At 72.0% G+C, this 20,272-nt stretch carries 20 protein-coding genes; 8 read left to right on the top strand and 12 right to left on the bottom strand.

Going from position 1 to position 20,272, the window contains the following annotated elements; translation table 11 throughout:
* Positions 1-24: 24 nt before the first annotated feature.
* From GA0070608_RS09555 to GA0070608_RS09545, 3 genes are all read right to left on the bottom strand, one after another.
* A complete protein-coding gene (locus tag GA0070608_RS09555; RefSeq protein WP_091625304.1) occupies positions 25-1,794 on the bottom strand; it encodes a proline--tRNA ligase in 1,770 nt (589 codons plus the stop codon).
* A gap of 121 nt (positions 1,795-1,915) precedes the next feature.
* On the bottom strand, positions 1,916-2,422 hold the full coding sequence (locus GA0070608_RS09550; RefSeq protein ID WP_245715747.1) for a roadblock/LC7 domain-containing protein: 507 nt from the start codon (positions 2,420-2,422) through the stop codon (positions 1,916-1,918).
* Complete coding sequence (locus GA0070608_RS09545) at positions 2,419-2,790, bottom strand: hypothetical protein (RefSeq protein ID WP_091625300.1); 372 nt, start codon at positions 2,788-2,790, stop codon at positions 2,419-2,421. The genes GA0070608_RS09550 and GA0070608_RS09545 overlap by 4 nt, the downstream gene beginning before the upstream one ends.
* A 332-nt stretch (positions 2,791-3,122) precedes the next feature.
* Between GA0070608_RS09545 and GA0070608_RS09540 the strand changes: the two genes are divergently transcribed.
* The 3 genes from GA0070608_RS09540 to GA0070608_RS09530 all read left to right on the top strand — a co-directional run bounded on the left by GA0070608_RS09540 (position 3,123) and on the right by GA0070608_RS09530 (position 5,799).
* Positions 3,123-4,442 carry an MFS transporter gene (locus tag GA0070608_RS09540; protein WP_091625296.1) on the top strand — a complete coding sequence of 440 codons (1,320 nt, stop codon included), beginning with the start codon at positions 3,123-3,125 and terminating at the stop codon, positions 4,440-4,442.
* A gap of 139 nt (positions 4,443-4,581) precedes the next feature.
* A complete protein-coding gene (locus GA0070608_RS09535; RefSeq protein ID WP_091625291.1) occupies positions 4,582-5,349 on the top strand; it encodes an SGNH/GDSL hydrolase family protein in 768 nt (255 codons plus the stop codon).
* Positions 5,350-5,352: 3 nt separating this feature from the next.
* A complete protein-coding gene (locus tag GA0070608_RS09530) occupies positions 5,353-5,799 on the top strand; it encodes an imidazolonepropionase-like domain-containing protein (protein WP_091625287.1) in 447 nt (148 codons plus the stop codon).
* A gap of 153 nt (positions 5,800-5,952) precedes the next feature.
* On the opposite strand, the gene GA0070608_RS09525 is transcribed toward GA0070608_RS09530, so the two are convergent.
* Positions 5,953-7,200, bottom strand: a complete 1,248-nt coding sequence (locus tag GA0070608_RS09525) for a hypothetical protein (protein ID WP_091625284.1) — start codon at positions 7,198-7,200, stop codon at positions 5,953-5,955.
* Positions 7,193-7,720, bottom strand: a complete 528-nt coding sequence (locus tag GA0070608_RS09520) for a SigE family RNA polymerase sigma factor (protein ID WP_091625279.1) — start codon at positions 7,718-7,720, stop codon at positions 7,193-7,195. The genes GA0070608_RS09525 and GA0070608_RS09520 overlap by 8 nt, the downstream gene beginning before the upstream one ends.
* A 113-nt stretch (positions 7,721-7,833) precedes the next feature.
* Between GA0070608_RS09520 and GA0070608_RS09515 the strand changes: the two genes are divergently transcribed.
* Complete coding sequence (locus GA0070608_RS09515; RefSeq protein ID WP_091634728.1) at positions 7,834-8,736, top strand: sulfurtransferase; 903 nt, start codon at positions 7,834-7,836, stop codon at positions 8,734-8,736.
* Between the two features lie 40 nt (positions 8,737-8,776).
* On the opposite strand, the gene GA0070608_RS09510 is transcribed toward GA0070608_RS09515, so the two are convergent.
* The 6 genes from GA0070608_RS09510 to GA0070608_RS09485 all read right to left on the bottom strand — a co-directional run bounded on the left by GA0070608_RS09510 (position 8,777) and on the right by GA0070608_RS09485 (position 14,251).
* Positions 8,777-9,928 (bottom strand): sensor histidine kinase, encoded by a 1,152-nt coding sequence (locus GA0070608_RS09510; RefSeq protein ID WP_091625275.1) that lies wholly within the window; start codon positions 9,926-9,928, stop codon positions 8,777-8,779.
* 61 nt (positions 9,929-9,989) lie between these two features.
* Positions 9,990-10,736, bottom strand: coding sequence for an ABC transporter permease (locus GA0070608_RS09505; protein ID WP_218107504.1), 747 nt, complete (start codon positions 10,734-10,736; stop codon positions 9,990-9,992).
* A 59-nt stretch (positions 10,737-10,795) separates the two neighbouring features.
* Positions 10,796-11,704 (bottom strand): ABC transporter ATP-binding protein, encoded by a 909-nt coding sequence (locus tag GA0070608_RS09500; protein WP_091625271.1) that lies wholly within the window; start codon positions 11,702-11,704, stop codon positions 10,796-10,798.
* A gap of 112 nt (positions 11,705-11,816) precedes the next feature.
* Positions 11,817-12,458: a response regulator transcription factor gene (locus GA0070608_RS09495; RefSeq protein ID WP_091625266.1), complete on the bottom strand. Its 642-nt coding sequence runs from the start codon at positions 12,456-12,458 to the stop codon at positions 11,817-11,819.
* A gap of 69 nt (positions 12,459-12,527) precedes the next feature.
* A complete protein-coding gene (locus tag GA0070608_RS09490) occupies positions 12,528-13,709 on the bottom strand; it encodes a hypothetical protein (RefSeq protein ID WP_091625261.1) in 1,182 nt (393 codons plus the stop codon).
* Positions 13,706-14,251 (bottom strand): SigE family RNA polymerase sigma factor, encoded by a 546-nt coding sequence (locus GA0070608_RS09485; RefSeq protein ID WP_091625258.1) that lies wholly within the window; start codon positions 14,249-14,251, stop codon positions 13,706-13,708. The genes GA0070608_RS09490 and GA0070608_RS09485 overlap by 4 nt, the downstream gene beginning before the upstream one ends.
* 480 nt (positions 14,252-14,731) lie before the next feature.
* On the opposite strand from GA0070608_RS09485, the gene GA0070608_RS09480 reads away from it, so the two are divergent.
* The 3 genes from GA0070608_RS09480 to GA0070608_RS09470 all read left to right on the top strand — a co-directional run bounded on the left by GA0070608_RS09480 (position 14,732) and on the right by GA0070608_RS09470 (position 17,872).
* Positions 14,732-15,355, top strand: coding sequence for a TetR/AcrR family transcriptional regulator (locus tag GA0070608_RS09480; protein WP_091625254.1), 624 nt, complete (start codon positions 14,732-14,734; stop codon positions 15,353-15,355).
* Positions 15,356-15,432: 77 nt separating this feature from the next.
* Entirely contained in the window at positions 15,433-16,770 is a 1,338-nt protein-coding gene (locus GA0070608_RS09475; RefSeq protein WP_091625250.1) for an acetyl-CoA carboxylase biotin carboxylase subunit, read from the top strand.
* Positions 16,771-16,951: 181 nt separating this feature from the next.
* On the top strand, positions 16,952-17,872 hold the full coding sequence (locus GA0070608_RS09470; RefSeq protein ID WP_091625245.1) for a hydroxymethylglutaryl-CoA lyase: 921 nt from the start codon (positions 16,952-16,954) through the stop codon (positions 17,870-17,872).
* A 60-nt stretch (positions 17,873-17,932) separates the two neighbouring features.
* Here the strand turns inward: GA0070608_RS09470 and GA0070608_RS09465 are convergent, their stop codons facing one another.
* Positions 17,933-18,493, bottom strand: a complete 561-nt coding sequence (locus GA0070608_RS09465; protein WP_091625241.1) for a snapalysin family zinc-dependent metalloprotease — start codon at positions 18,491-18,493, stop codon at positions 17,933-17,935.
* 205 nt (positions 18,494-18,698) lie between these two features.
* On the opposite strand from GA0070608_RS09465, the gene GA0070608_RS09460 reads away from it, so the two are divergent.
* Positions 18,699-20,231, top strand: coding sequence for an acyl-CoA carboxylase subunit beta (locus GA0070608_RS09460; protein ID WP_091625236.1), 1,533 nt, complete (start codon positions 18,699-18,701; stop codon positions 20,229-20,231).
* The last annotated feature ends 41 nt before the right edge of the window (positions 20,232-20,272 follow it).

Genomic DNA, 20,272 nt, shown 5'->3' with positions numbered 1-20,272 from the left:
CTGCGGTACCCCGTGACACATTCGCTACACCACGTCCCCGCGCTCCCGGTCTACCCGATCGACGAGCAGTTCCGCCAGTTTGTCGACCGACAGTTCGACGCGCTCGCCGGACGCCCGGTCGCGAAGTTCCACGTACCCGTCGGCGAGACGTCGGCCGACCACGACGGTGCGCGGGATGCCGATCAGCTCGGCGTCGGTGAACTTCACCCCGGCGGAGACCTGCGTCCGGTCGTCGACGAGCACCCGCAGGCCGGCGGCGGCGAGCCGCCCGCCGAGCTCCAGCGCCGCCTCCAACTGCGGCCCCTTGCCGGCGACCACCAGGTGTACGTCGCACGGCGCGACCGACTCCGGCCAGACCAGTCCCCGCTCGTCGTGGTGCTGTTCGGCGATCGCCGCGACCGCGCGGGACACGCCGATCCCGTAGCAGCCCATGGTCGGCCGGACGGGCTTGCCGGCGGGGCCGAGGACGTCGACGGCGAAGGCGTCGGTGTAGCGGCGACCGAGCTGGAAGATGTGCCCGATCTCGATGCCCCGCCGCGTGGTCAGCTCGCCGCTGCCGCAGGCCGGGCAGGGGTCGCCGGGGCGCACCTCGGCCGCCTCGATCGTGCCGTCAGGCACGAAGTCCCGGCCGCAGACGACCCCCGTCGCGTGCCGGCCCGGCTCGTTCGCGCCGGTCAGCCAGGCGCTGCCCGGCACCACCCGGGGGTCGACCAGACAGCGGATGCCGAGCTTCGCCAGCACCTGTGGGCCGAGGTAGCCACGGACCAGCTCGGGGTGGGCGTCCCAGCCGTCGAAGACGTCCACGGTGGCGGGGGCGACCGAGGCGCCGAGCCGCTTCAGGTCGACCTCGCGGTCGCCGGGCAACCCGACCACCAGCAGTTCGGGCTCGGTCACGCCGGGGTGGCGCAGGGCGAGCACCACGTTCTTCAGGGTGTCGGCGGCGGTCCAGTCGTCCCGCCCGCCCAGCCGCCGGGCGTTGGCCAGCCCGACCAGGCTGGCGATGGTCGGGGTCTCGGGGGTGTCGTGCACCTGGGCCGCCGGCTGCGCGTCGGGGTCGCCGGCCGGCGGGGCGGGTGTGGTCACCGCCTCGGTGTTGGCCGCGTAGTCGCAGGCGGTGCAGCCGACGAAGGTGTCCTCGCCGACGGGTGTCGCCGCCAGGAACTCCTCCGACGCCGAACCGCCCATCGCCCCGGACGTCGCGTGCACGACGGTGTGCTCCAGCCCGAGCCGGTCGAAGATCCGCCGGTACGCGCCCCGGTGCCGCTCGTACGCCGCCGTGAGGCCCGCCTCGTCGAGGTCGAACGAGTAGGCGTCCTTCATCAGGAACTCGCGCCCGCGCAGCAGGCCGGCGCGGGGCCGAGCCTCGTCCCGGAACTTGGTCTGGATCTGGAAGAGCGTCACCGGGAAGTCCCGGTACGAGGTGAACAGGTCCTTCACCAGCAGCGCGGCCAACTCCTCGTGGGTGGGCGCGAGCAGGTGTTCCGCGCCGCGCCGGTCGGCGAGGGTGAAGATGTCGTCGCCGTACTCCGTCCACCGGCCGCTGGTCCGGTACGGCTCGGCCGGCAGCAGCGCCGGGAAGTGCACCTCCTGGTCGCCGATCGCCGTCATCTCCTGCCGGACCACCTCGGTGATCCGGTCCAGCACCAGCTTGCCCAGCGGCAGCCAGGTGTAGCCGCCCGGTGCGGCGCGACGGATGTAACCGGCCCGCAGCAGGAGCCGGTGGCTCGGCACCTCCGCGTCGGCCGGGTCCTCGCGCAGGGTCCGGAGCAGCAGGGTCGACATGCGTAGCAGCATTGGCGCAGCGTACGGCGGCGGGCGGTGGAGCGACGATCCATTTCGGTACGTCGGTGAGGCGGATTCCGGAGGCCCGCGCGGCCCGACCACCCGGCCCTCCGGGTCAACCAGTCCTTTCCGTTCAGGACCTGTGGCCGGTGGCGTGCGCGGATTCGTCCAGCAGGCCGGCGAGCCGTGTGGCCACCCCCGGGGCGTGCAGGTGCAGCCGGGCCACGTTGATGCTGTCCTCGCCGACCACGGCGAGCAGCGCCTGCGGGCTGACCGCGTAGACGCTCAGGTAGCCGTCGGCGTTGCGGACCGTGGACTGCTGGAAGTCGCCCTGCCCCAGCCGGAGCCCGACCTGCCGACCCAGCCCGTACGTGGTGGCGGCGAGGGCCGCCAGGTCGTGCGGGTCGACCTCGGTCTGCAGGTTGTGGGTGATGAGCAGGCCGTCCACGCCGCCGAGGACGCAGCCGTGCACCCCGGGGATGTGCAGGCGCAGCTCCGCCAGTTCCTGCCCGATCGCCGGGTACGGCAGTGCCGTGTTCCCGGCCAGCGACGGAGGCAATCGGCGCGGTGGCGGCAGGGTGTCCGTGTCGCGGGCGGCGCGGCGGGGAAGGGGGGGTTCGGTGCCGCCGATCCCGCTCACAGCTCCAGGCTCTTCTCGATGGTGCGCAGCTGGTGACGCGCCATCGCCAGGTTGGCGCCGCTCTTGCTCACCATCAGGTAGAAGAAGAGCCCCTTGCCGGTGCGGCTCGTCAACGGACGGATCAGGTGGTACTGGCTGCCGAGCGTGATGAGGATGTCCTCGATCTCGTCGTTCAGGTTGAGCATCTCGATGGTGCGCAGCTTGGCGCGGACGACGTCGGTGTTGCCGGCGGCGGCGACGGTCAGGTCGATCTCCCCGGTGCCTCCGGCCACGCCGAGCGTCATGCCGCTGTTGTAGTCGACAAGTGCGGCGCCGATCGCGCCGTCGATGCTCATTGCACTCTTCAGTGCGACGTCAAGGTTCGGCACAGTGTTTCTCCCCGGAACTGGGCGGCGTCACCGTCTGCTGTGCTGGGTACACCCGGCGGTTAACAAGTGACACGACCCCGTGAAAAATGGTTCGGACGAGGCTCGCACACCGGAGGCCGCGGCGCATCCGTAGCACCGCCATCCAGCTGACCGGACCCGGCCGATCAGCCGGCAGTTCCGCAAATGGGACGGCCCGACGGATGGCCGACAACGCTCCTGCCTGGTAAATCCCGTCGGCTGGGCACCCAGTGGGCCATCGCCACCTCCGCGGTTCTCGGCGGTGCCGCTTGGCAGCTTGACTTCGACTGTGGTTGAGGTTGAAGACTCACGTCATGGAGCCGACACGGACCGCTCACCTGGCCGGCGGCCCGCTCGTGACCGGCGTCGCGGCGCCCACCACCGCCCCGGTCGCCGGCCGCCGGACGGCGCTGGCCGTCCTGCTCGCCGGCTCCCTGCTGACCGTGCTCGCGGGCGCGGTGCTGACCCCGGTGGTCGAACTGATCCGCACCGAGCTCCGAATCAGCGGCACCGCCGCCGGGCTCGTCCTGACCGCGCACGGACTCTCCCTCGCTCTCGCCGGCCCGCTGGTCGGCCGCGCCATCGACCGGTGGGGCGTGCGTACCCCGCTGGCCCTCGGGCTGATCCTGTACGGCCTCGCCGGCGGCGCGGGTCTGGCCACCGACAGCTATCCGTTGCTGATCGCCACCCGCCTGCTGTTCGGCGTCGGTGCGGCGCTGGTCTTCGCGGGGACCACGCTCGGGCTGCTCGACCTCCACGAGGGGGCGGCCCGGGACCGGACGATGGGCTGGCGGTCCACCGCGATCAGCCTGGGCGGAGTCCTGTTCCCGCTGCTGGGCGGGGTGCTGGGCGGGATCTCCTGGCACGCGCCGTTCGGCGTCTACCTGCTCGGGGTGCCGCTCGGCCTGGTCACGCTGTGGGCACTTCCCGGCCGCCGGGCCGCCAACGCCTCCGGCGACGTGTCGGCCGGCCGCCCGGGCCGGTCGGGGTCGCTGTGGAATCTGCTCCGCGGCCACCCCGCGCTCGTCGGGATCTACGGCCTCCAGGCGGTGACCAGCCTGCTGTTGTACGGGGTGCTGGTGTTCCTCCCGCTGCGGCTGGCCGAGGTCGGCATCACCGAGACGGCCGTCGTGGCGGTCTTCACGGGTACCCCGTCGCTGGTCATGAGCATTGTTGGCCTGGGCTACCCGCGGATCCGGGCCCGCCTGGGCCAGTTGCGGCTGCTCGCGGTCACCCTCGCCGTTTTCACGGCCGCGCTGATCACCCTCGGGCTGACCGGTGCGCCGGTGCTGATGTTGGTCGCACCAGCCGTGTTCGGGATCGGCATGGGACTGGCCGTGCCGGCACTGACCGTCATGGTGGCCGAACACGCCCCACCCGCCCGACGAGGCCAGGCCACCGCCCTGCTGGCCAGCGCCACCTTCGCTGGCCTGTTCGTCTCGCCGCTGCTGCTCGGTTCGGTCCAGGCGGCCACCTCGACACGTGGCACGTTCCTGGCCGCGGCGGCGCTGTCCGGTGCCACCCTGGCGCTGCTCGTCGTCCGCCTCCGAGGCGGGAGCGGTCGGCGGCAGCGTGGGGGTCGTACCGCCGCTCGTCGGGCCGGACCGGGCCCGACTCCTGATCCGGGTCGATGACCTCCGCCACGTTGCCCGTGCACGGGCCCCGACGACGGACTCTCTGGTGGAAGACTGTCCCGCGTTGGGAAGGGACCCTTCCTCTATCGGAAGCGTTGGCAAGGTGCCCTTCCTCACCGTATGGCGGAGGGATGATCAGGTGCGCTGGCGCAGTTTCGTGGCGGTGGGGGACAGCTTCACCGAGGGCATGGACGACGCGTACCCGGACGGCAGCTACCGGGGTTGGGCGGATTTGGTGGCCACCCGGCTGGCGGTCGACGCCGGCCCCGACTTCCGGTATGCGAACCTGGCAATCCGGGGCCGACTCTTCCCGGGTGTGGTGGCCGAGCAGGTGCCCGCCGCACTCGCAATGAAGCCCGACCTGATCAGCTTCGCCGCCGGCGGCAACGACATGCTCCGCCGCAGTTTCGACCCGGACGCGCTGGTTACCCGCTTCGACGACGTGGTGCGGAAGCTGCGTTCCGGCGGTGCCGACGTGATCCTCTTCCGGTTTGCCGACGTGATGGCCCGGCTGCCCGGTCAACGGCTCGTCGCCCCCCGGGCGCAACTGCTCAACCGGGCCGTCGGCGAGACCGCCGAGCGGCACGGCGCAACGCTCGTCGACCTGTACGCCGACGACACGTACCTCAACCCGATGCTCTGGAGCACCGACCGGCTGCACCTCTCCGAAGCCGGGCACCGGCGGGTCGCGGCGCAGGTGCTCAACGCGCTGGGCGTCGGCTGCGACGAGGAGTGGCTGATGGTGCCGGAACACCCCGCGCCGACGCCCTGGCTGGCTGCCCGTGCCGCCGACCTGCACTGGGCCGGGCGGCACCTGGCACCGTGGATCAAGCGCCGGCTCACCGGCCGGTCCTCCGGCGACACGGTCACCGCCAAGCGCCCGTCCCTCGGCCCGATCACCGACTGAGCCGTGCTCACCCTGCACACCGCGCCGCTGCTGCGGACCGCGCCCGACGCCCCGGCCACCGCCGGGACCGCCGTCGTGGTCCGGGCCGACCGGATCGTCGCGGTCGGTCCGCTGGCCGAACTGACCGGGACGTACGCCGGGGCCCGGTCCCGCCGCTGGCCGGGCACGCTCGGGCCGGGGCTGGTGCACGACGGTCCGCTGCCGGCCGCCGACACGCCGCGCGAGCGGGTGTACGCGCTGCTGCGCCTCGGGGTGACCGCCGTGCTGGCCGGCCACCTGACCGATCCGGCGCTGCGGGCGGCCGTGGAGCGCAACGACCTGCTGGTGCTGCCCGCCGCGGTACCGCCGACGCTGGTTGCCGGTGGGCGCGCGGATTTGGCCGTCCACGACGCCGACGGCACCTGCCTGGTGACCGTGGTCGCCGGGCGGATCGCCCACCGCCGCGCCTGACCCGCGCCTGCCTGCGACGCCGGGCGAACCCGCCGTCGAGCATGCCCGCGCCGCCGACGGGCCCGTCGACGAACCCGACGGCATCGGTCGGGCCCGTCGACGGTACCGGCAGCCTGGCCCATGCTGTCCCCCCGGCTTCTTCGTGGTGCGTCGTCAGGAGATCCGGGTCCACGTGCGTGCGACGCCGGAACCGACGCCGGTGATCTGGGCGGCTCCGGTGCTCACGACGACGGTGTCGTCCCGCAGCACCTCGACCGAAGGGCTCTCGTCGGTGCCATACCGCAGCGCGGCGCTCAACTCGGGCACGTCGACGTAGCGTCCGCCGGCCCAGAAGCCGGCGCTGCCGTAGGCACCGGTGACGGCGAGGACCCCTCCGTTCGCGGCGGCGACGTCACTGGTGCTGTCGGGCAGGCCCGGTCGCTGCTCCCACCTGCTCCCGACCAGCCGCCACACCTGCTTTGTCGCTTTCACGTCGAATCCGTCCTCCTGAACGCTCACCAGCCAGGCGTCGGCACCGTCCGGGGAGACCAGGAGCCGTCCGGCCCCCGTCACGGCCGGCAGCTTCCGCCAGGTCGCCGCCTCGTCGGTGCTGACCAGGACGGTGAGCCGGTCCCTGTCGCGTACGGTCAGCCAGAGCCGCCCGTCGCCGCCCTCGACGAGCCTTTGGTCGGTGTTCTCCCGGGTGAGGGTCACCGGGGGTTGCGACTGGACGGGACCGGAGCCGACCCGCGCCAGGCGACATTTCCTGCCCGTCGCGTCGTCGCCCAGCCCGGGTCCGCCCGGGCAACGGACGAGGAACCCGCTGCGGGTGGCGGTGCTCGGCGGCGGGGCGCTGAACGGGTGGTGGGACCAGGCCGCGCCCCCGTCCGTGGTGACGATGTACCCACCGCCGACCATCACCGTGAGCGTCCGGTCGTCGACCGGCAACAGGGACGCCAGTCCCTCCGTGTCGGCGAGCCTGGCCGTCGGCTGCCAGGTCGCCCCGCCGTCGGTGGTCCGCCCGACAGTCCGCCGGCAACCGGTCGCGTCCGGATCGCCCGGATCGCAGGTGTCGAAGAGCACCCAGCCGTGCCGGGCGTCGACGAATCGCAGTTTGGTCAGCTCGCCGGGCGCGCCGGGCAAAATGACCCTCCGTTCCGGGAGCTGCCCGGTGGGTGTCGGCGACACGGAGGGGGCGGGCGTCGGGATCAGCGGGCCGGGATCCGCGTCCCGGCCGGCGGCGACGAACGCTCCGGCCGGTCCGGCCAGGAGAAGCGCGCCCACGCCCGCCAACAGCCGCCGGCGACGTCGCCGGCGGTCGCGTACCCGGCGTTGCGCCGCTGGTACGCCCGGTGGCCGGAAGCTGGTCAGGGCGTCGGCCTCGAACTCGGCGAACATCTCGTCCACGGCGGTCTCACGCATCGTGGGCCTCCTGCCGTTCGGTGAAGGAGATGGCCAGCGCCGCCCGGCCCCGGGACAGCCAGGAGCGGACGGTGCCCTCGGGGGCGTCCATCTGATCGGCGATCTCCGCGACGCTCAGGTGCGCCAGGTGACGCAGCACGATGGCCCGGCGCTGACTCGCGGGCAGGGAAGCCAGGGCCCGGCTCAGCGCCACCCGGTCCGGTTCCGGGCCGGGTATGTGTTCCTCCCGCTGACGGGCCAGGTGCCGCACGGCGGTGCGGACCCGGCGCAGGCGGCTGGTGGCCAGGTTCCAGGCGACCCGACGGACCCACGCGGAGGGGTCGTCGTACGCGCTGATCCGGTCCCAGCGCTCCAGCACCCGGCAGAACGCCTCCTGGGTCAGGTCCTGTGCCTCGGCGTGGTCCCCCAGATACGCGTAGAGCTGCACCGCCAGCCGGTGGAAGTGCGCCTGGTAGAAGTCGGTGAAGTCCACTGGTGACGCGGCGGCCCGGGGCGGCCCGGTTCGGTGCCGTACGGTCATGGCGATCCTCGGTGGTCGGTGGTTTCGCCACTGTCACGCGCGACGCGTCACATCCGCTGCACCGATTTCCGATGACCGGCCGCGGGCCCGCGATCGGGCGTACCTTGGGGATCATGTCTGTGCCGAGCGATCCTGATCCCCGACTCCAGTCGTACGCGGACCCGCAGCGGCTGGTCACCACCGAATGGCTGGCCGAGCACCTGGGCGACGCAGGTCTCGTCGTGGTCGAGTGCGACGAGGACGTGCTGCTCTACGACACCGGCCACATCCCGGGCGCCGTGAAGGTGGACTGGCACACCGAGCTGAACGACCAGGTGACCCGGGACTATCTCGACGCCCGCAGCTTCGCCGAGCTGTGCGCCGCCAAGGGTATCGGCCGGGGCGACACGGTCGTCTTCTACGGCGACAACTTCAACTGGTGGGCCGCGTACGCCCTGTGGGTGTTCTCCCTCTTCGGCCACCCGGACGTGCGGCTGCTCGACGGCGGCCGGCAGAAGTGGGTCGCCGAGGGCCGCGAGCTGACCCGGGACAAGGCCACCCGGCCCCGCGCCGACTACCCGGTGCCGCAGCGCAACGACGCGCCGGTGCGCGCGTACCGCGAGCAGGTGATGGCGCACGTGGCGGCGGGCCGCCCGCTGGTCGACGTCCGGTCGCCGGGCGAGTACACCGGCGAGATGCTGCACATGCCGGACTACCCGCAGGAGGGCGCGCTGCGCGGCGGGCACATCCCGGGCGCGGTCAGCAAGCCGTGGAAGTCCGCCGCCAACGACGACGGTACGTTCAAGTCGGCGGACGAGCTGCGCGCCATCTACGCCGACCAGCTCGGGCTCAGCCCGGACGACGACATCGTGGCCTACTGCCGGATCGGCGAGCGGTCGAGTCACACCTGGTTCGTGCTGCGGCACCTGCTGGGCTACCCACAGGTGCGCAACTACGACGGCTCGTGGACCGAGTGGGGAAACCTGGTCCGGGCCCCCGTCGTGAAGGGCGACCAGCCCGGCGGCCTCGCGAGCTGACACATCAGTCGGTCCCCGCGTGCCGGCTGCGGCTTCGAGGTCACATCGGCTTCGGTAGTTCGGCGATCACCTGGAAACCGCCCTGTGGTCCGGCCTGGGTCACCAATGATCCGCCCGCCTCGGCGAGGCGTTCCGCCAAGCCCTTCAACCCGGTGCCGGCGGTCGCATCACGCCGGACCGCCGGACGGGACGGGGGCGGACCGGTGCCGTTGTCCGTGATCTCCAGTCGGATCTGTTGCCTGGTGTGTGCCATGACGATCTCGACACGGGTGGCCTTGCTGTGCCGCATGATGTTCGTCGCCGCCTCCCGCACCACCCAACTGAGCACCGCCTCGGGCTCCGGATCGAGTGGTGGACCGGAGAGCCGGACATCCTGCGTCACCCCCGCAGTGGTCAGGGCCGACCGGGCCCGGTCCAGCTCGATGGCGAGGTTGCTCTCGCGGTAGCCTGAGACGGCTTCCCGGATCTCGGTCAGGGCCTGCCGGCCGACGGTCTCGATGTCGGACGCCTGGGCCGCTGCTTGCGCCGGGTTTCGCTCCATCAGTCGTCGCACCGCCTCGGCCTTCACGACAATGACCGACATGCTGTGTCCGAGCAGGTCGTGCAGGTCGCGGGCGAAGCGTAGGCGTTCCTGATCCACCGCGGACCGGGCAAGTTCCTCCCGGGTCCGGCGGAGTTCCGCCGTCGTCGCCGCGAGACCGAGGATCGCGGCCGTCACCACGCCGGAGATGAAGGTCCCGTAACCGTTGATCATCGCCGCCAGCGGGTCGTGGTCCCGTTCCCCGGAGATCACGCCCGCCGAACCGCCCAGGACGATCAGCGCCACGATTAGGTGCTGACCACGGAGTGCGACACCGCACGCCAGCGCCAACGGCATGAACAGCTGGATCCAGCTGCCGCCGTACCCCAGGGCGAGCGAGTACGTGACGGCGGCCTGGGCGGCGACCAGGCCCAGCGTGGTCGGGTTCGTACGGCGACGGGAGCCGAACGCTCGGAACGTCACCGCGACGTAGAGAGCGATGAAGGTCAGCAGGCCGGCACCGGCCAGCCAGGGCAGGGACACGTCACCCCGTACGAGGTCAGCGACGGCACCGGCGGTCAACATCAGCCACGGAAGGAAAGCCTTTCCCCCGGTCAGCTCCGGCAGTTGGTCGGCGTCGACGTTCGTGGTCGGCCATCGGGGCTTTCGCATGTCCGGCCGTCTCCTGCCCGTGTCGTGGTCTCACTGCCCGACGACAGCCCTGGTCCCACCGCTAGGCGCGACGGCTGGCCCGACGGTACGCGTAGCCGGCGTACCCGCTGAACAGCGCCAGCCAGGCGACCAGCACCAGAACCGTGTCGAGGCCCGGTACGACACCCCGCGCGGTGTCCCAGCCCAGCTCCCCGAAACGGTGCGCCGGAGTCCACCGGGCAACGGCGGCCAGCCAGTCGGGGAACTCCGAGACCGGGAACCACAGGCCGCCGACGAACGCGAGCACCAGGTTGGTCATCACGTTGACCACGTTGGTGGTCTGAGCGGAGAGGGCGTAGCCGTTGGCGAGGCCGAGCATGGTGAAAGGCAGGGATCCGATCCACAGCAGCAGGATCAGTGCCACCCACTGGCCGAGCCCGAGTCGTACGCCGTTGACGATCGCCCCGGTGAGCAGCACCACCGCGATCGTCGGCAGGACCGTCAGTGAACCGGTCACGGCCCGCCCGGCGACCACCTGGGCCGGGGTCAGCGGGGTGATACGTAGCTGCCGGAGCCAGCCCACCGCCTTGTCCTCGGCGACCGCCGTGCCGGCGGTCAGCCCGGCGCTCAGCGCACCGTACGCGGCCAGGCCCACCATCGCGGTGACCGCCCAGCCGGAGGAGCCGTCGGTCCTGCCGCCGACGTTGGTGAACATCAGGTACATCAGTACCGGAGTGCCGATGCCGAAGATGACGAAACCGGCGTCCCGGAAGATGCGGCGAAGTTCCAGCTTGGAGTACTGGTACACCGGGACGATCTGGCCGAGCATCACGAACCTGCCTTCTGGGTTGGTATGGAGGAGACGCTCTGGTGGGACGGAGGACGACGTCAGTCAGACGGGGCGGAGGTGAGGGCCAGGAAGGCGTCCTCCAGGCCGGCGGAGGTCACTTCGAGGCCCCGTACCGGCCCTCGTTGGGCCAGGGCGTGGGCCGTCGCGTCGGAGTCGGCCGTCCGCAGGCGCACCCGGCCGTCGAGGACCGTCACCGAGAGCACGCCCGGCAGCGACGCGAGGCCCGCGGGCGCCGGACGGCCCTGGAGGTCGAAGGAGACCAGGCTGGCGCCGACGGCCTGCTTGATGTCGGTGCCGCTGCCGTCGGCGATGACCCGACCCTGGTCGATGACGACGACCCGGTCGGCGTTCTGGTCCGCCTCCTCCAGGTAGTGCGTGGAGAAGAGCACCGTCCTGCCCCGCTGGGTGAACGCGTGCATCGACGCCCAGAACGAGCGGCGGGCCGCCACGTCGAGCGCGGCGGTCGGCTCGTCGAGGACCAGCAGGTCCGGGTCACCGACGAGGGCGACGGCGAAGTTGACCCGCTGCGCCTGGCCGCCGGAGAGCCGGTCCACCCGCCGGTTGGCGAGTTCATCGAGCCCGGCCAGGGCCAGCGCCCCGTCGACCGGCATGGGCTTCGGGTAGGTGCTGGCGACGAAGGCCACCAGCTCGCGCACCGTGACCCGGGGAACGGGCTTGGTGTCCTGGAGCATCGCGCCGACCCGCCCGGCGCGGACCGCCCGCTGCGGCGTATCCCCGAACAGCCGCACCTGGCCGGCGGTCGGCTCGTCCAGACCCAGCAGCAGGCTGATCGAGGTCGATTTGCCCGCCCCGTTGCGGCCTAGCAGCGCGACCCGTTCGCCCGACCCGATCGTCAGGTCGAGCCCGGCGACCGCCTGCACGTCTCCGAACGTCCGGACCGCACCGGCAAAGGCCACCGTCGCTGTCGCCCCGTGTGTTCTCGTCATGCCGAGAACGCTATTGCGCAGTTCAGACGTCCTGTAGAAGAGAATGTCCGGACTCCGGCAGGACAAATGTCATTGCCGGCAGCACAGTGGAGAGCCGTTCAGAGCAGCCGGTTCAGAGCCAGCCTCGTTCGTCGGCGATCCGGGCCGCTTCCGTACGGTTGCGGGCGCCGGTCTTGCCGATGGCCGACGACAGGTAGTTACGGACTGTGCTCTCCGACAACCACAGCTTCACCGCGATGTCCGCCACCGTCGCCCCGCCCCGCCCGGCCTCCAGCACCTCCCGCTCCCGGGCCGTCAGCGGGATCGGCCCCGCGCTGAGCGCGGCAGCCGCCAGCGCGGGGTCGATCACCGACTCACCGTTGAGCACCCGCCGGATGGCCGCCGCCAACTGGTCGACCGGGCCGTCTTTCGACAGGAACCCCATCGCCCCGACCTCCATCGCCCGGCGCAGATAGCCCGGACGGCTGAACGTGGTCACGATGAGCACCTTGCAGTCGGGCAGTTGAATACGCAGCTCGGCGGCGGCGTCCAGCCCAGTACGACCGGGCAACTCGATGTCCAGCACCGCGACGTCGGGCCGGATCCTCAGCGCGACCGGCACGATCTCGTCGCCCGTGGCCACCTGGGCCACGACCTCCATGTCCTCTTCGAGGTCCAGCAGAAGGGCGAGCGCCCCGCGCATCATCCCCTGGTCCTCGGCCAGCAAGATCTTGATAGGTGCCGTAGAGCCGGCTCCGACCAGGGCAGCTGTCATGGCGGCCACAGTACGGGCGGCCCGTACGGGGACTGACGGACGCGGTGGTGCCGGGACAGGCCGGCGCGGTCAGCCGGTGGCGAGGGAGACCTCGCCGTACAGGTCCTGGACCACGCCGGTGACCTCACCGGTCTCCGGCCGCCAGCGCAGCAGCCCGCCCGGGTCGTAGCGGAGCAGCACCGTCCCGTCCGGGTCCCAGCCGAGCACTTCACAGCAGCTCTTCCAGCGGCCGAAGCCCACGTTGAGCAGGTGGGTCACCACGCCGGTTCCGGCGTTCAGCAGCGCGACCCCCTCCATCCCGCTCGAGTCTCCGATGGTGAGCCAGCCGGCCCGGGCCACCAGGTCGCCCCGCTGCCAGCCCCGCCCGTAGAACTCGTCGACCACGTTGCCGCGGGGCAGCGCTCGGAAGTCGACCGGGCGGCTGTCCCGGTGCGTGACTTCGCCGACCGGTCGGATCCGCGTCACGCTCATCGGCGTGCCGCCCAGTTCGAGTAGGGCATCCGGCCGGGCGGCCGGGTCCGAGGCGACCACGTCCCACGGCGACACCGGCAGCTTCCTGGCGGTGCCGGTGGCCCGGTCCACCTCGTACGTTGCGTTCTGGTCGCCGACGAGCAGCCGGTTGCCTGACCAGAGGACGTGCTCCAGGTAGCCCTTGAGCGGGTGGCGGCGCACGGCGGCGGTGGTCAGGTCGACCACGATCACCTCGCCGGTCTGGGCGAAGGCGGCGGTCCGTCCGTCCGGGGAGAGACTTCCGGTCTTGAGTGGCACCGCCTCGTTGCCCTCCGCGTCGCGGGTCCTGGCGGGGGTGACCACGTCCAGGTCCCGGACGATGCCGTCGTCGCCGAGCACCCGGATCCGCCCCTCGACAGCGGTCTCCGGGTCGACCGGCTGGTACAGCGCCAGCGCCTTGCGGACCGGGCGGGCCGAGAGCGTCGCGCCGACCGGATCGCCCAGACGGCCCAGCGGGTGCCCGGGATAGGCCAGGTCGGCCGGGAGCGTCAGTACGGGCACGGGGGTCGGGATCGCGCTTCGGCCCGGTGTCGCGATGGTTGCCGGTGACGGCGGATCGGCGGGGCGCAGAGCCAGCGCCGTACCGCCGGTGAACAGGGCGACCGCGAGCGCGGCGGCGCCGGCAGCGCGGCGGGTGCGACGCACCCGGCGGGCCCGTTCCCAGCCGGTCGCCGCGGGGTGCGCCGGCCGGACGTCCTCGGCAGCGACGGTGAGCAGTTGGTGTAGTTCCTTTTCCCTCACGGGTTCACCTCCATCCCGGTGACCAGGCCGTCGCCGGGCCGTTCCTCGTCGTGACCGAGCTCCGGCGCGACCTCGCGGAGCCGGCGTAGCGCCGCATGGGACTGACTCTTGACGGTGCCGACGGTGACTCCGAGCGCCTCGGCGGTGGCCGCCTCGGTGAGGTCCTCGAAGTAACGCAGCACCAGTACGGCCCGCTGCCGGGGCGGCAGGTGGCCGAGGGCGTCACGCAGCGCGAGCCGCAGTGCTCCGTCGCCCTCGGCCGTCGCCCGCTCCGGCGGGTACGCGCTCAGCCACTCCCGGCGGCGGCGCCGCCACCAGGAGACGGTGTCGCGGTAGAGGATCGCGCGCACGTACGCGGCCGGGTCGCCGTGCCGCACGGCGGGCCAGCGCAGGGCCAGCTTGAGCAGGGCATCCTGGAGCAGGTCCTCGGCCTGGTGCCGGTTGCCGCAGACCAGGTAGGCCGCGCGTAGCAGCCGGTGCTGGTGGCACTCGACGAAAGCGACGTAGCCGTCCCGTCCGTCGTCGGTCGTCGGCGGTCCCATCCGACCTCCCCTCCAACCGGCCGTCACGCATACCGCGTCACCAAGCAGACGCACCGGGACCCGGAAAAGGTTGGGCGGTGGCCGGGAGGAGTCCCGCGCACCCACCGCACCCACCGCACCCACTGCACCCCCTCAACCCCCTCCCGCCAAACCAACCACCCCCGCCCCTTCCCCGCCCCCGCCCGTTCCCCGCGATCTTGCAGTTGTGGCCCTTGATTCGCGGCTTATCAGCCGTTTCGCCCGGGCACAAAGTGCAAGATCGCGGAGAAGGGAGCGGGGGTGGGTGTGGGCGGGTGTGGGCGGAGCTCCCGCGGTGTGGGGCGGGCGTGCCGGCGAGCCTCGGGGCTCGATCGGGGCGAGGGTCAAGGGGGCGGGCCCGGCGGTCACCGGCGCGAAAGTGGCGATCACCGGCCCGAACGTGAGCCAACCGACGGGTAACAGAGGCTCCACGCGGGGCCGGTCGAGGTCTACGCTTGCCCGGTGACGGTGGAGCAGCAGGCACGGGGCGGGAGGAACGGTGCCGCGGGGTCGGGCCGGCGCCGGTCCCGCAAGGACGAGATCCTGGAGATCGCGGTCGGCCTCTTCGCCTCCCGGGGCTACCACGGCGTCTCGATGGACGACATCGGCGCGGCGGCCGGGGTCACCGGCCCGGCGCTCTACCACCACTTCGCCGGCAAGGAGGCCATGCTGGTCGCCGCGCTGATTCCGGTCAGCGAGGAGCTGCTCACCGGTGGTCAGGAGCGGTCTACCGGTCACCCCGACGACCCGCGCGGCGCGCTGGAGTCGCTGATCGACTTCCATGTCGAGTTCGCGCTGGCCAACCCGGCGGTGATCGCCCTGCACCTGCACGAGCTGGACCGGCTCCCCGACGAGCCCCGGCGTCGGATCCGCCGGCTCCAGCGGCTCTACGTCGAACAGTGGGTGACCGTGCTGACCACACTGCATCCGGGCATGCCCGACGGCGAGGCGCGGGTGTTGGCCCACGCCGCGTTCGGCCTGATGAACTCGACGCCGTTCCTCGGCGGTGAGGTGGACCGGCGCCGGCGGGCCGAGCTGCTCCGCGCCGCCACCCTGGCCGCTCTCCTGGCCCACCCCGGTTCCTGACCCGACGCCAACTCGTCAGTAACCTTCCGGCCATGGTTCCCTAGCACCGTCCCGACCCCTGGACGCTGGGAGGAAACATGATCGAGTCGCTGCTGGTCGCCAACCGGGGCGAGATCGCCCGCCGGATCATCCGTACCGCCAGGCGGCTCGGTATCCGCGCGATCGCGGTGCACTCGGAGGCGGACGCCGGCCTGCCGTTCGTGACGGAGGCCGACGAGGCGGTGTGCGTGGGCCCGGCCAACCCGGCCCAGAGCTACCGCAACGTCGAGGCCATCCTCGCGGCGGCCAAGTCGACCGGCGCGCAGGCCATCCACCCCGGCTACGGCTTCCTGTCGGAGAACGCCGACTTCGCCCGTACCGTCGAGGCGAGCGGGCTGATCTGGGTCGGGCCCGGCGCGGACGCGATCACCGCGATGGGCGACAAGATCAACGCCCGGAACCTGATGGCGGCGGCCCGGGTGCCGGTCGCGCCCGGCACCACCGAGCCGGCGGCCGACCTCGAAGCGGCGGTCGCGGCGGCGGCGGAGATCGGCTACCCGGTGATGGTCAAGGCCGCCGCCGGTGGTGGCGGCATGGGCATGGGCGTGGCGACCGACGAGGCCGCGCTGCGCAGCGAGTACGACAAGGTGCGCTCCTTCGCCGAGCGGATGTTCGGCGACGGCTCGGTGCTGATCGAGCGGTACTTCCCCCGGGTGCGTCACGTCGAGGTGCAGATCCTCGGCCTGGCCGACGGCCGGGTGGTGGCCCTCGGCGAGCGGGAGTGCTCGGTGCAGCGGCGCAACCAGAAGCTGGTCGAGGAGTCGCCGTCGCCGGCGGTCTCCCCGGAGCTGCGTTCGCGGCTGCTGGCGGCGGCCGTGCGGGCCGGCGAGGCGGTGAACTACCGCAACGCGGGCACCGTGGAGTGTCTGTTCGATCCGTCGACGCAGGAGTTCTTCTTCCTGGAGATGAACACCCGGCTCCAGGTGGAGCACCCGGTCACCGAGCTGGTCTACGGCGTCGACCTGGTCGAGGAGCAGTTGCGGGTGGCCGCCGGCCTGGCGCCGACGTTCGACCCGGACGCGCTCGCCCCACGTGGACACGCCATCGAGCTGAGGATCAACGCCGAGGACCCGAAGCGCTTCCTGCCCGGTCCCGGTGTGATCAAGACCTGGGTGGAGCCGGCGGGCGAGGGCGTCCGGGTGGACTCGGGCTACGTCGACGGCAACACCGTCACCCCGTTCTACGACAGCCTGATGGCCAAGCTCATCGTCAGCGGCGCGACCCGGGCCGAGGCGATCGAGCGGGCGCGGGCGGCGGTGGCCGCCTTCGAGCTTGCCGGCCCGAAGAACAACCTCCCCTTCCACGCCGAACTCCTGGAGAACGAGGAGTTCCTCTCCGGCGACTACGACACCGGCATCGTCGGCCGCATGCGCTGACCATCCTGACCCACCTCACCCCCACCCCCCGGTTCGCTGCGTCGATCATGAGGTTGGCCGTGCGGTTCCTCGTTGTTGCCGCGGTCAACCTCATGATCGATGCCGCTGGGTGCGGAGCGGGCGGAGTGGGTGGGAGGCTGGGGAGGACAGGACAGCACGCGTCACAGTGAGGTGACCCCTTATGGCGGAACTGCCAGGCTCCGTGTCGATCCGTGAGGTCGGGCCGCGCGACGGGCTCCAGAACGAGGATCCGATCCCGACCGAGGCCAAGGTGCGGCTGCTCGATGCCCTCTCCGGCACCGGGGTGAAACGGATCGAGGCCGTCTCGTTCGTGCACCCGAAGGCGATCCCGCAGATGGCCGACGCCGACGAGGTGTGGCAGCGGGCCGTGAAGGCCGACGGCGTGCGCTACTCGGCGCTGGTGCCGAACACCCGGGGTGCGCAGCGGGCCCTGGCGGCCGGCTTCACCGAGATCGAGGTGGTGGTCTCGGCCAGCGACACGCACAACCGGCGCAACGTGAACCGCAGCACCGACGAGTCGCTGGACGACATCGCCGAGCTGATCGACCTGCTGCACGGCGCCGGCGCGCAGGCCGAGGTGATCGTGGCGACCAGCTTCGGCTGCCCCTACGAGGGGGACGTCGACCCGGCCCGGGTGGCCGGCATCGTGGACCGGGTGGTCCGCGACGGCGCCGACCGGGTGGCCTTCGGCGACACCACCGGCATGGGTACGCCCCGGCGGGTCCGCGAGCTGCTGACCGCGGTACGCGACCGCAACGCGCACGTCCCCGTGCTGCTGCACTTCCACAACACCCGGGGTACCGCCCTGGCCAACATGCTGACCGCGCTGGAGCTGGGGGTGACCGAGTTCGACGCCAGCGTGGGCGGCCTCGGCGGCTGCCCGTACGCGCCGGGGGCCAGCGGCAACCTGGCCACCGAGGAGGCGGTGCACATGCTGCACGACATGGGCATCGACACCGGCGTCGACCTGGCCGCCCTGATCGAGGCAGCCGAGCTGGCCGAGCGGCTGGTCGGCGGGCAGCTCCCGTCCGGGGTGCTCCGCGCGGGCCCGCGTACCCGGTTGACGCCGATGCCGAGCTGACCGCTCGGGAATGCGGGGAGGGGCCGGCGTCGTGCCGGCCCCTCCGACGTACCCGGTCGGTCAGCCCACCGTGGTGAGCGCGGCCGGCCAGCTGTCGCGGAAGATCTCGGACCCGGCGCGGTCCGTGCTGCGGGTGCCGGCGAAGAGGTTGCTCACCCGGTTCGCCTCGGTGGTGCTCGGGTACGGGTTGGTGCAACTGGTGCCGGCGCTGCCGCCGGACATCAGCAGCGAGCAGTTCCCGTTGTAGTTGTCGGGCAGGCCGAGGATGTGCCCGATCTCGTGGGTCATGATCCGCAGCGGGCTGTACTGCGCGGCCTGCTGGGTGTCGATGTAGACCCGGCCGTTGCCGAGGCTGGTCCGGACGGCGTACGAGCCGCCGCCGGTGATCTGGTAGATCCGCAGGTTGGAGCCGCAGTTCGCCGTGAGCGTCAGGTTCGACGTGGCGTTGTTCCAGATCGAGGCGGCCTGGTTGGCGGTGCCGGCGTAGCTTCCCGCCTGGCTGGTGTTGTAGCAGATGGTCATGGCGGCGGAGGCGGGTGCCGGGTTGGCGACCGTGACGCCGAGGGTGGCAAGTGCCGTCGCGACGAACGCGACCGCGAGCCGGTTGAGTCGTGAGGTCATCGTTGACTCCATTCCGGGAGGAGGGGTGTCTGGAGCCTAGCCATATAGATTCATGATTTTCAATGCCTCTCGGCGGGCGCGGTCGGGTGATGTCTCCGCCGTCGCCCGCGGGTCGCCGAGCATCGCGCGAATGCGCTAGCCTAACGATCGTTCAGGTCAGTCGGTCGCCCGCGAGGTGACCGGCTCAGGTGGCGAGGGAGTCGGCGTGACGCTCGACGGTGAGGCACTGGAGCAGCTGCGCAAGCGGGCCCGGGCCGGTGGTGCGGACAAGTACCACGCGGCGAACGCCGCCAAGGGCAAGCTCTTCGCCCGGGAGCGGGTCGCGCTCCTGGTGGACGAGGGCTCCTTCGTCGAGGACGGCCTCTACGCCAACGCGACGGCCGACGGACTCCCGGCCGACGGCGTGGTCACCGGCACCGCCACCATCGACGGCCGCCCGGTCTGCCTGATGGCGAACGACTCCACGGTCAAGGCCGGCAGTTGGGGCGCCCGCACCGTCGAGAAGATCATCCGGATCATCGAGCGGGCCTACTCGACCAGTGTGCCGATGATCTACCTGGTCGACTCGGCCGGCGCCCGGATCACCGACCAGGTCGATCTCTTCCCCGGCCGCCGCGGCGCCGGCAAGATCTTCTGGAACCAGGTCCGTGCCTCCGGCTCGATCCCGCAGGTCTGCGCGCTGTTCGGGCCGAGCGCGGCCGGCGGGGCGTACATTCCGGCGTTCTGCGACGTGGTCGCCATGGTCGACGGCAACGCCAGCATGTATCTCGGCTCCGACCGGATGGTCGAGATGGTCACCGGCGAGAAGACCACGCTGGAGGCGATGGGCGGGGCCAAGGTGCACTGCGCCGAGTCGGGCGTCGGGCACTTCCTCTGCAAGACCGAGGCGGACGCCCTCGACGTGGTCCGGCGCTACCTGTCGTACCTGCCGGCGAACTGGACGCAGCAGCCACCGGCAGCGCCGGCCGTCGGAGCGCCGGAGAAGGTCGACCTGGCCGCGCTGGTGCCGGCGAGCGAGCGGCAGGCGTTCGACATGCGGCGGTACGTGAAGGGCCTGCTCGACGACGGATCCTTCTTCGAGATCCAGGCCCTCTGGGCCAAGGAGTTGACCATCGGTTTCGGCCGGCTGAACGGCGAGGTCGTCGGCGTGGTCGGCAACAACTCGATGTTCAAGGGCGGGGTGCTCTTCGTCGACTCGGCCGACAAGGCGACCCGCTTCGTGCAGCTCTGCGACGCGTTCAACGTGCCGCTGCTGTTCCTCTCCGACGTACCCGGGTTCATGGTCGGCAGCGCGGTGGAGAAGCAGGGCATCATCCGGCACGGCGCCAAGATGATCACCGCGATCTCCGAGGCGACCGTACCGAAGATCTGCGTGGTGGTCCGCAAGGCGTACGGCGCCGGCCTCTACGCGATGGCCGGCCCGGGCTTCGAGCCCGAGGCCACGATCGCGCTGCCCACCGCCAAGATCGCGGTGATGGGCGCCGAGGCGGCGGTCAACGCGGTCTACGCGAACAAGATCGCGGCGATCGAGGACGAGACCGAGCGGGCCGCGTTCGTCGCCGCGAAGCGCGAGGAGTACGAGCGCGACATCGACGTGGTCCGGCTCGCCAGCGAGCTGGTGGTCGACGCGATCGTCGAGCCGCACGAGCTGCGGGCCGAACTGGTCCGCCGGTTCGCCGCCGCCCGCACCAAGGATCGGCACTTCTCCCGGCGCCGGCACGGCGTCACCCCGGTCTGATCCCGCCGCCGGCCCACCCGGCCGGCGCGGGCCCGCACCGC

Origin of the sequence: Micromonospora peucetia (assembly GCF_900091625.1) — a bacterium.
GTDB classification, from domain to species: domain Bacteria; phylum Actinomycetota; class Actinomycetes; order Mycobacteriales; family Micromonosporaceae; genus Micromonospora; species Micromonospora peucetia.
The sequence above is the reverse complement of the archived record's forward strand: the minus strand, read 5'-3'. Positions and strand labels throughout refer to the sequence as shown.

Excerpts from the sequence above, each read along its gene's own strand:
- GA0070608_RS09520 (WP_091625279.1), bottom strand. The coding sequence starts at position 7,720 with ATGACCGTACGGCACCGAACCGGGCCGCCCCGGGCCGCCGCGTCACCA.
- GA0070608_RS09470 (WP_091625245.1), top strand. The coding sequence starts at position 16,952 with ATGGCGGAACTGCCAGGCTCCGTGTCGATCCGTGAGGTCGGGCCGCGC.
- GA0070608_RS09495 (WP_091625266.1), bottom strand. The coding sequence starts at position 12,458 with ATGACAGCTGCCCTGGTCGGAGCCGGCTCTACGGCACCTATCAAGATC.
- GA0070608_RS09505 (WP_218107504.1), bottom strand. The coding sequence starts at position 10,736 with ATGCTCGGCCAGATCGTCCCGGTGTACCAGTACTCCAAGCTGGAACTT.
- GA0070608_RS09465 (WP_091625241.1), bottom strand. The coding sequence starts at position 18,493 with ATGACCTCACGACTCAACCGGCTCGCGGTCGCGTTCGTCGCGACGGCA.
- GA0070608_RS09515 (WP_091634728.1), top strand. The coding sequence starts at position 7,834 with ATGTCTGTGCCGAGCGATCCTGATCCCCGACTCCAGTCGTACGCGGAC.
- GA0070608_RS09475 (WP_091625250.1), top strand. The coding sequence starts at position 15,433 with ATGATCGAGTCGCTGCTGGTCGCCAACCGGGGCGAGATCGCCCGCCGG.
- GA0070608_RS09555 (WP_091625304.1), bottom strand. The coding sequence starts at position 1,794 with ATGCTGCTACGCATGTCGACCCTGCTGCTCCGGACCCTGCGCGAGGAC.
- GA0070608_RS09485 (WP_091625258.1), bottom strand. The coding sequence starts at position 14,251 with ATGGGACCGCCGACGACCGACGACGGACGGGACGGCTACGTCGCTTTC.
- GA0070608_RS09540 (WP_091625296.1), top strand. The coding sequence starts at position 3,123 with ATGGAGCCGACACGGACCGCTCACCTGGCCGGCGGCCCGCTCGTGACC.
- GA0070608_RS09500 (WP_091625271.1), bottom strand. The coding sequence starts at position 11,704 with ATGACGAGAACACACGGGGCGACAGCGACGGTGGCCTTTGCCGGTGCG.
- GA0070608_RS09525 (WP_091625284.1), bottom strand. The coding sequence starts at position 7,200 with ATGCGTGAGACCGCCGTGGACGAGATGTTCGCCGAGTTCGAGGCCGAC.
- GA0070608_RS09510 (WP_091625275.1), bottom strand. The coding sequence starts at position 9,928 with ATGCGAAAGCCCCGATGGCCGACCACGAACGTCGACGCCGACCAACTG.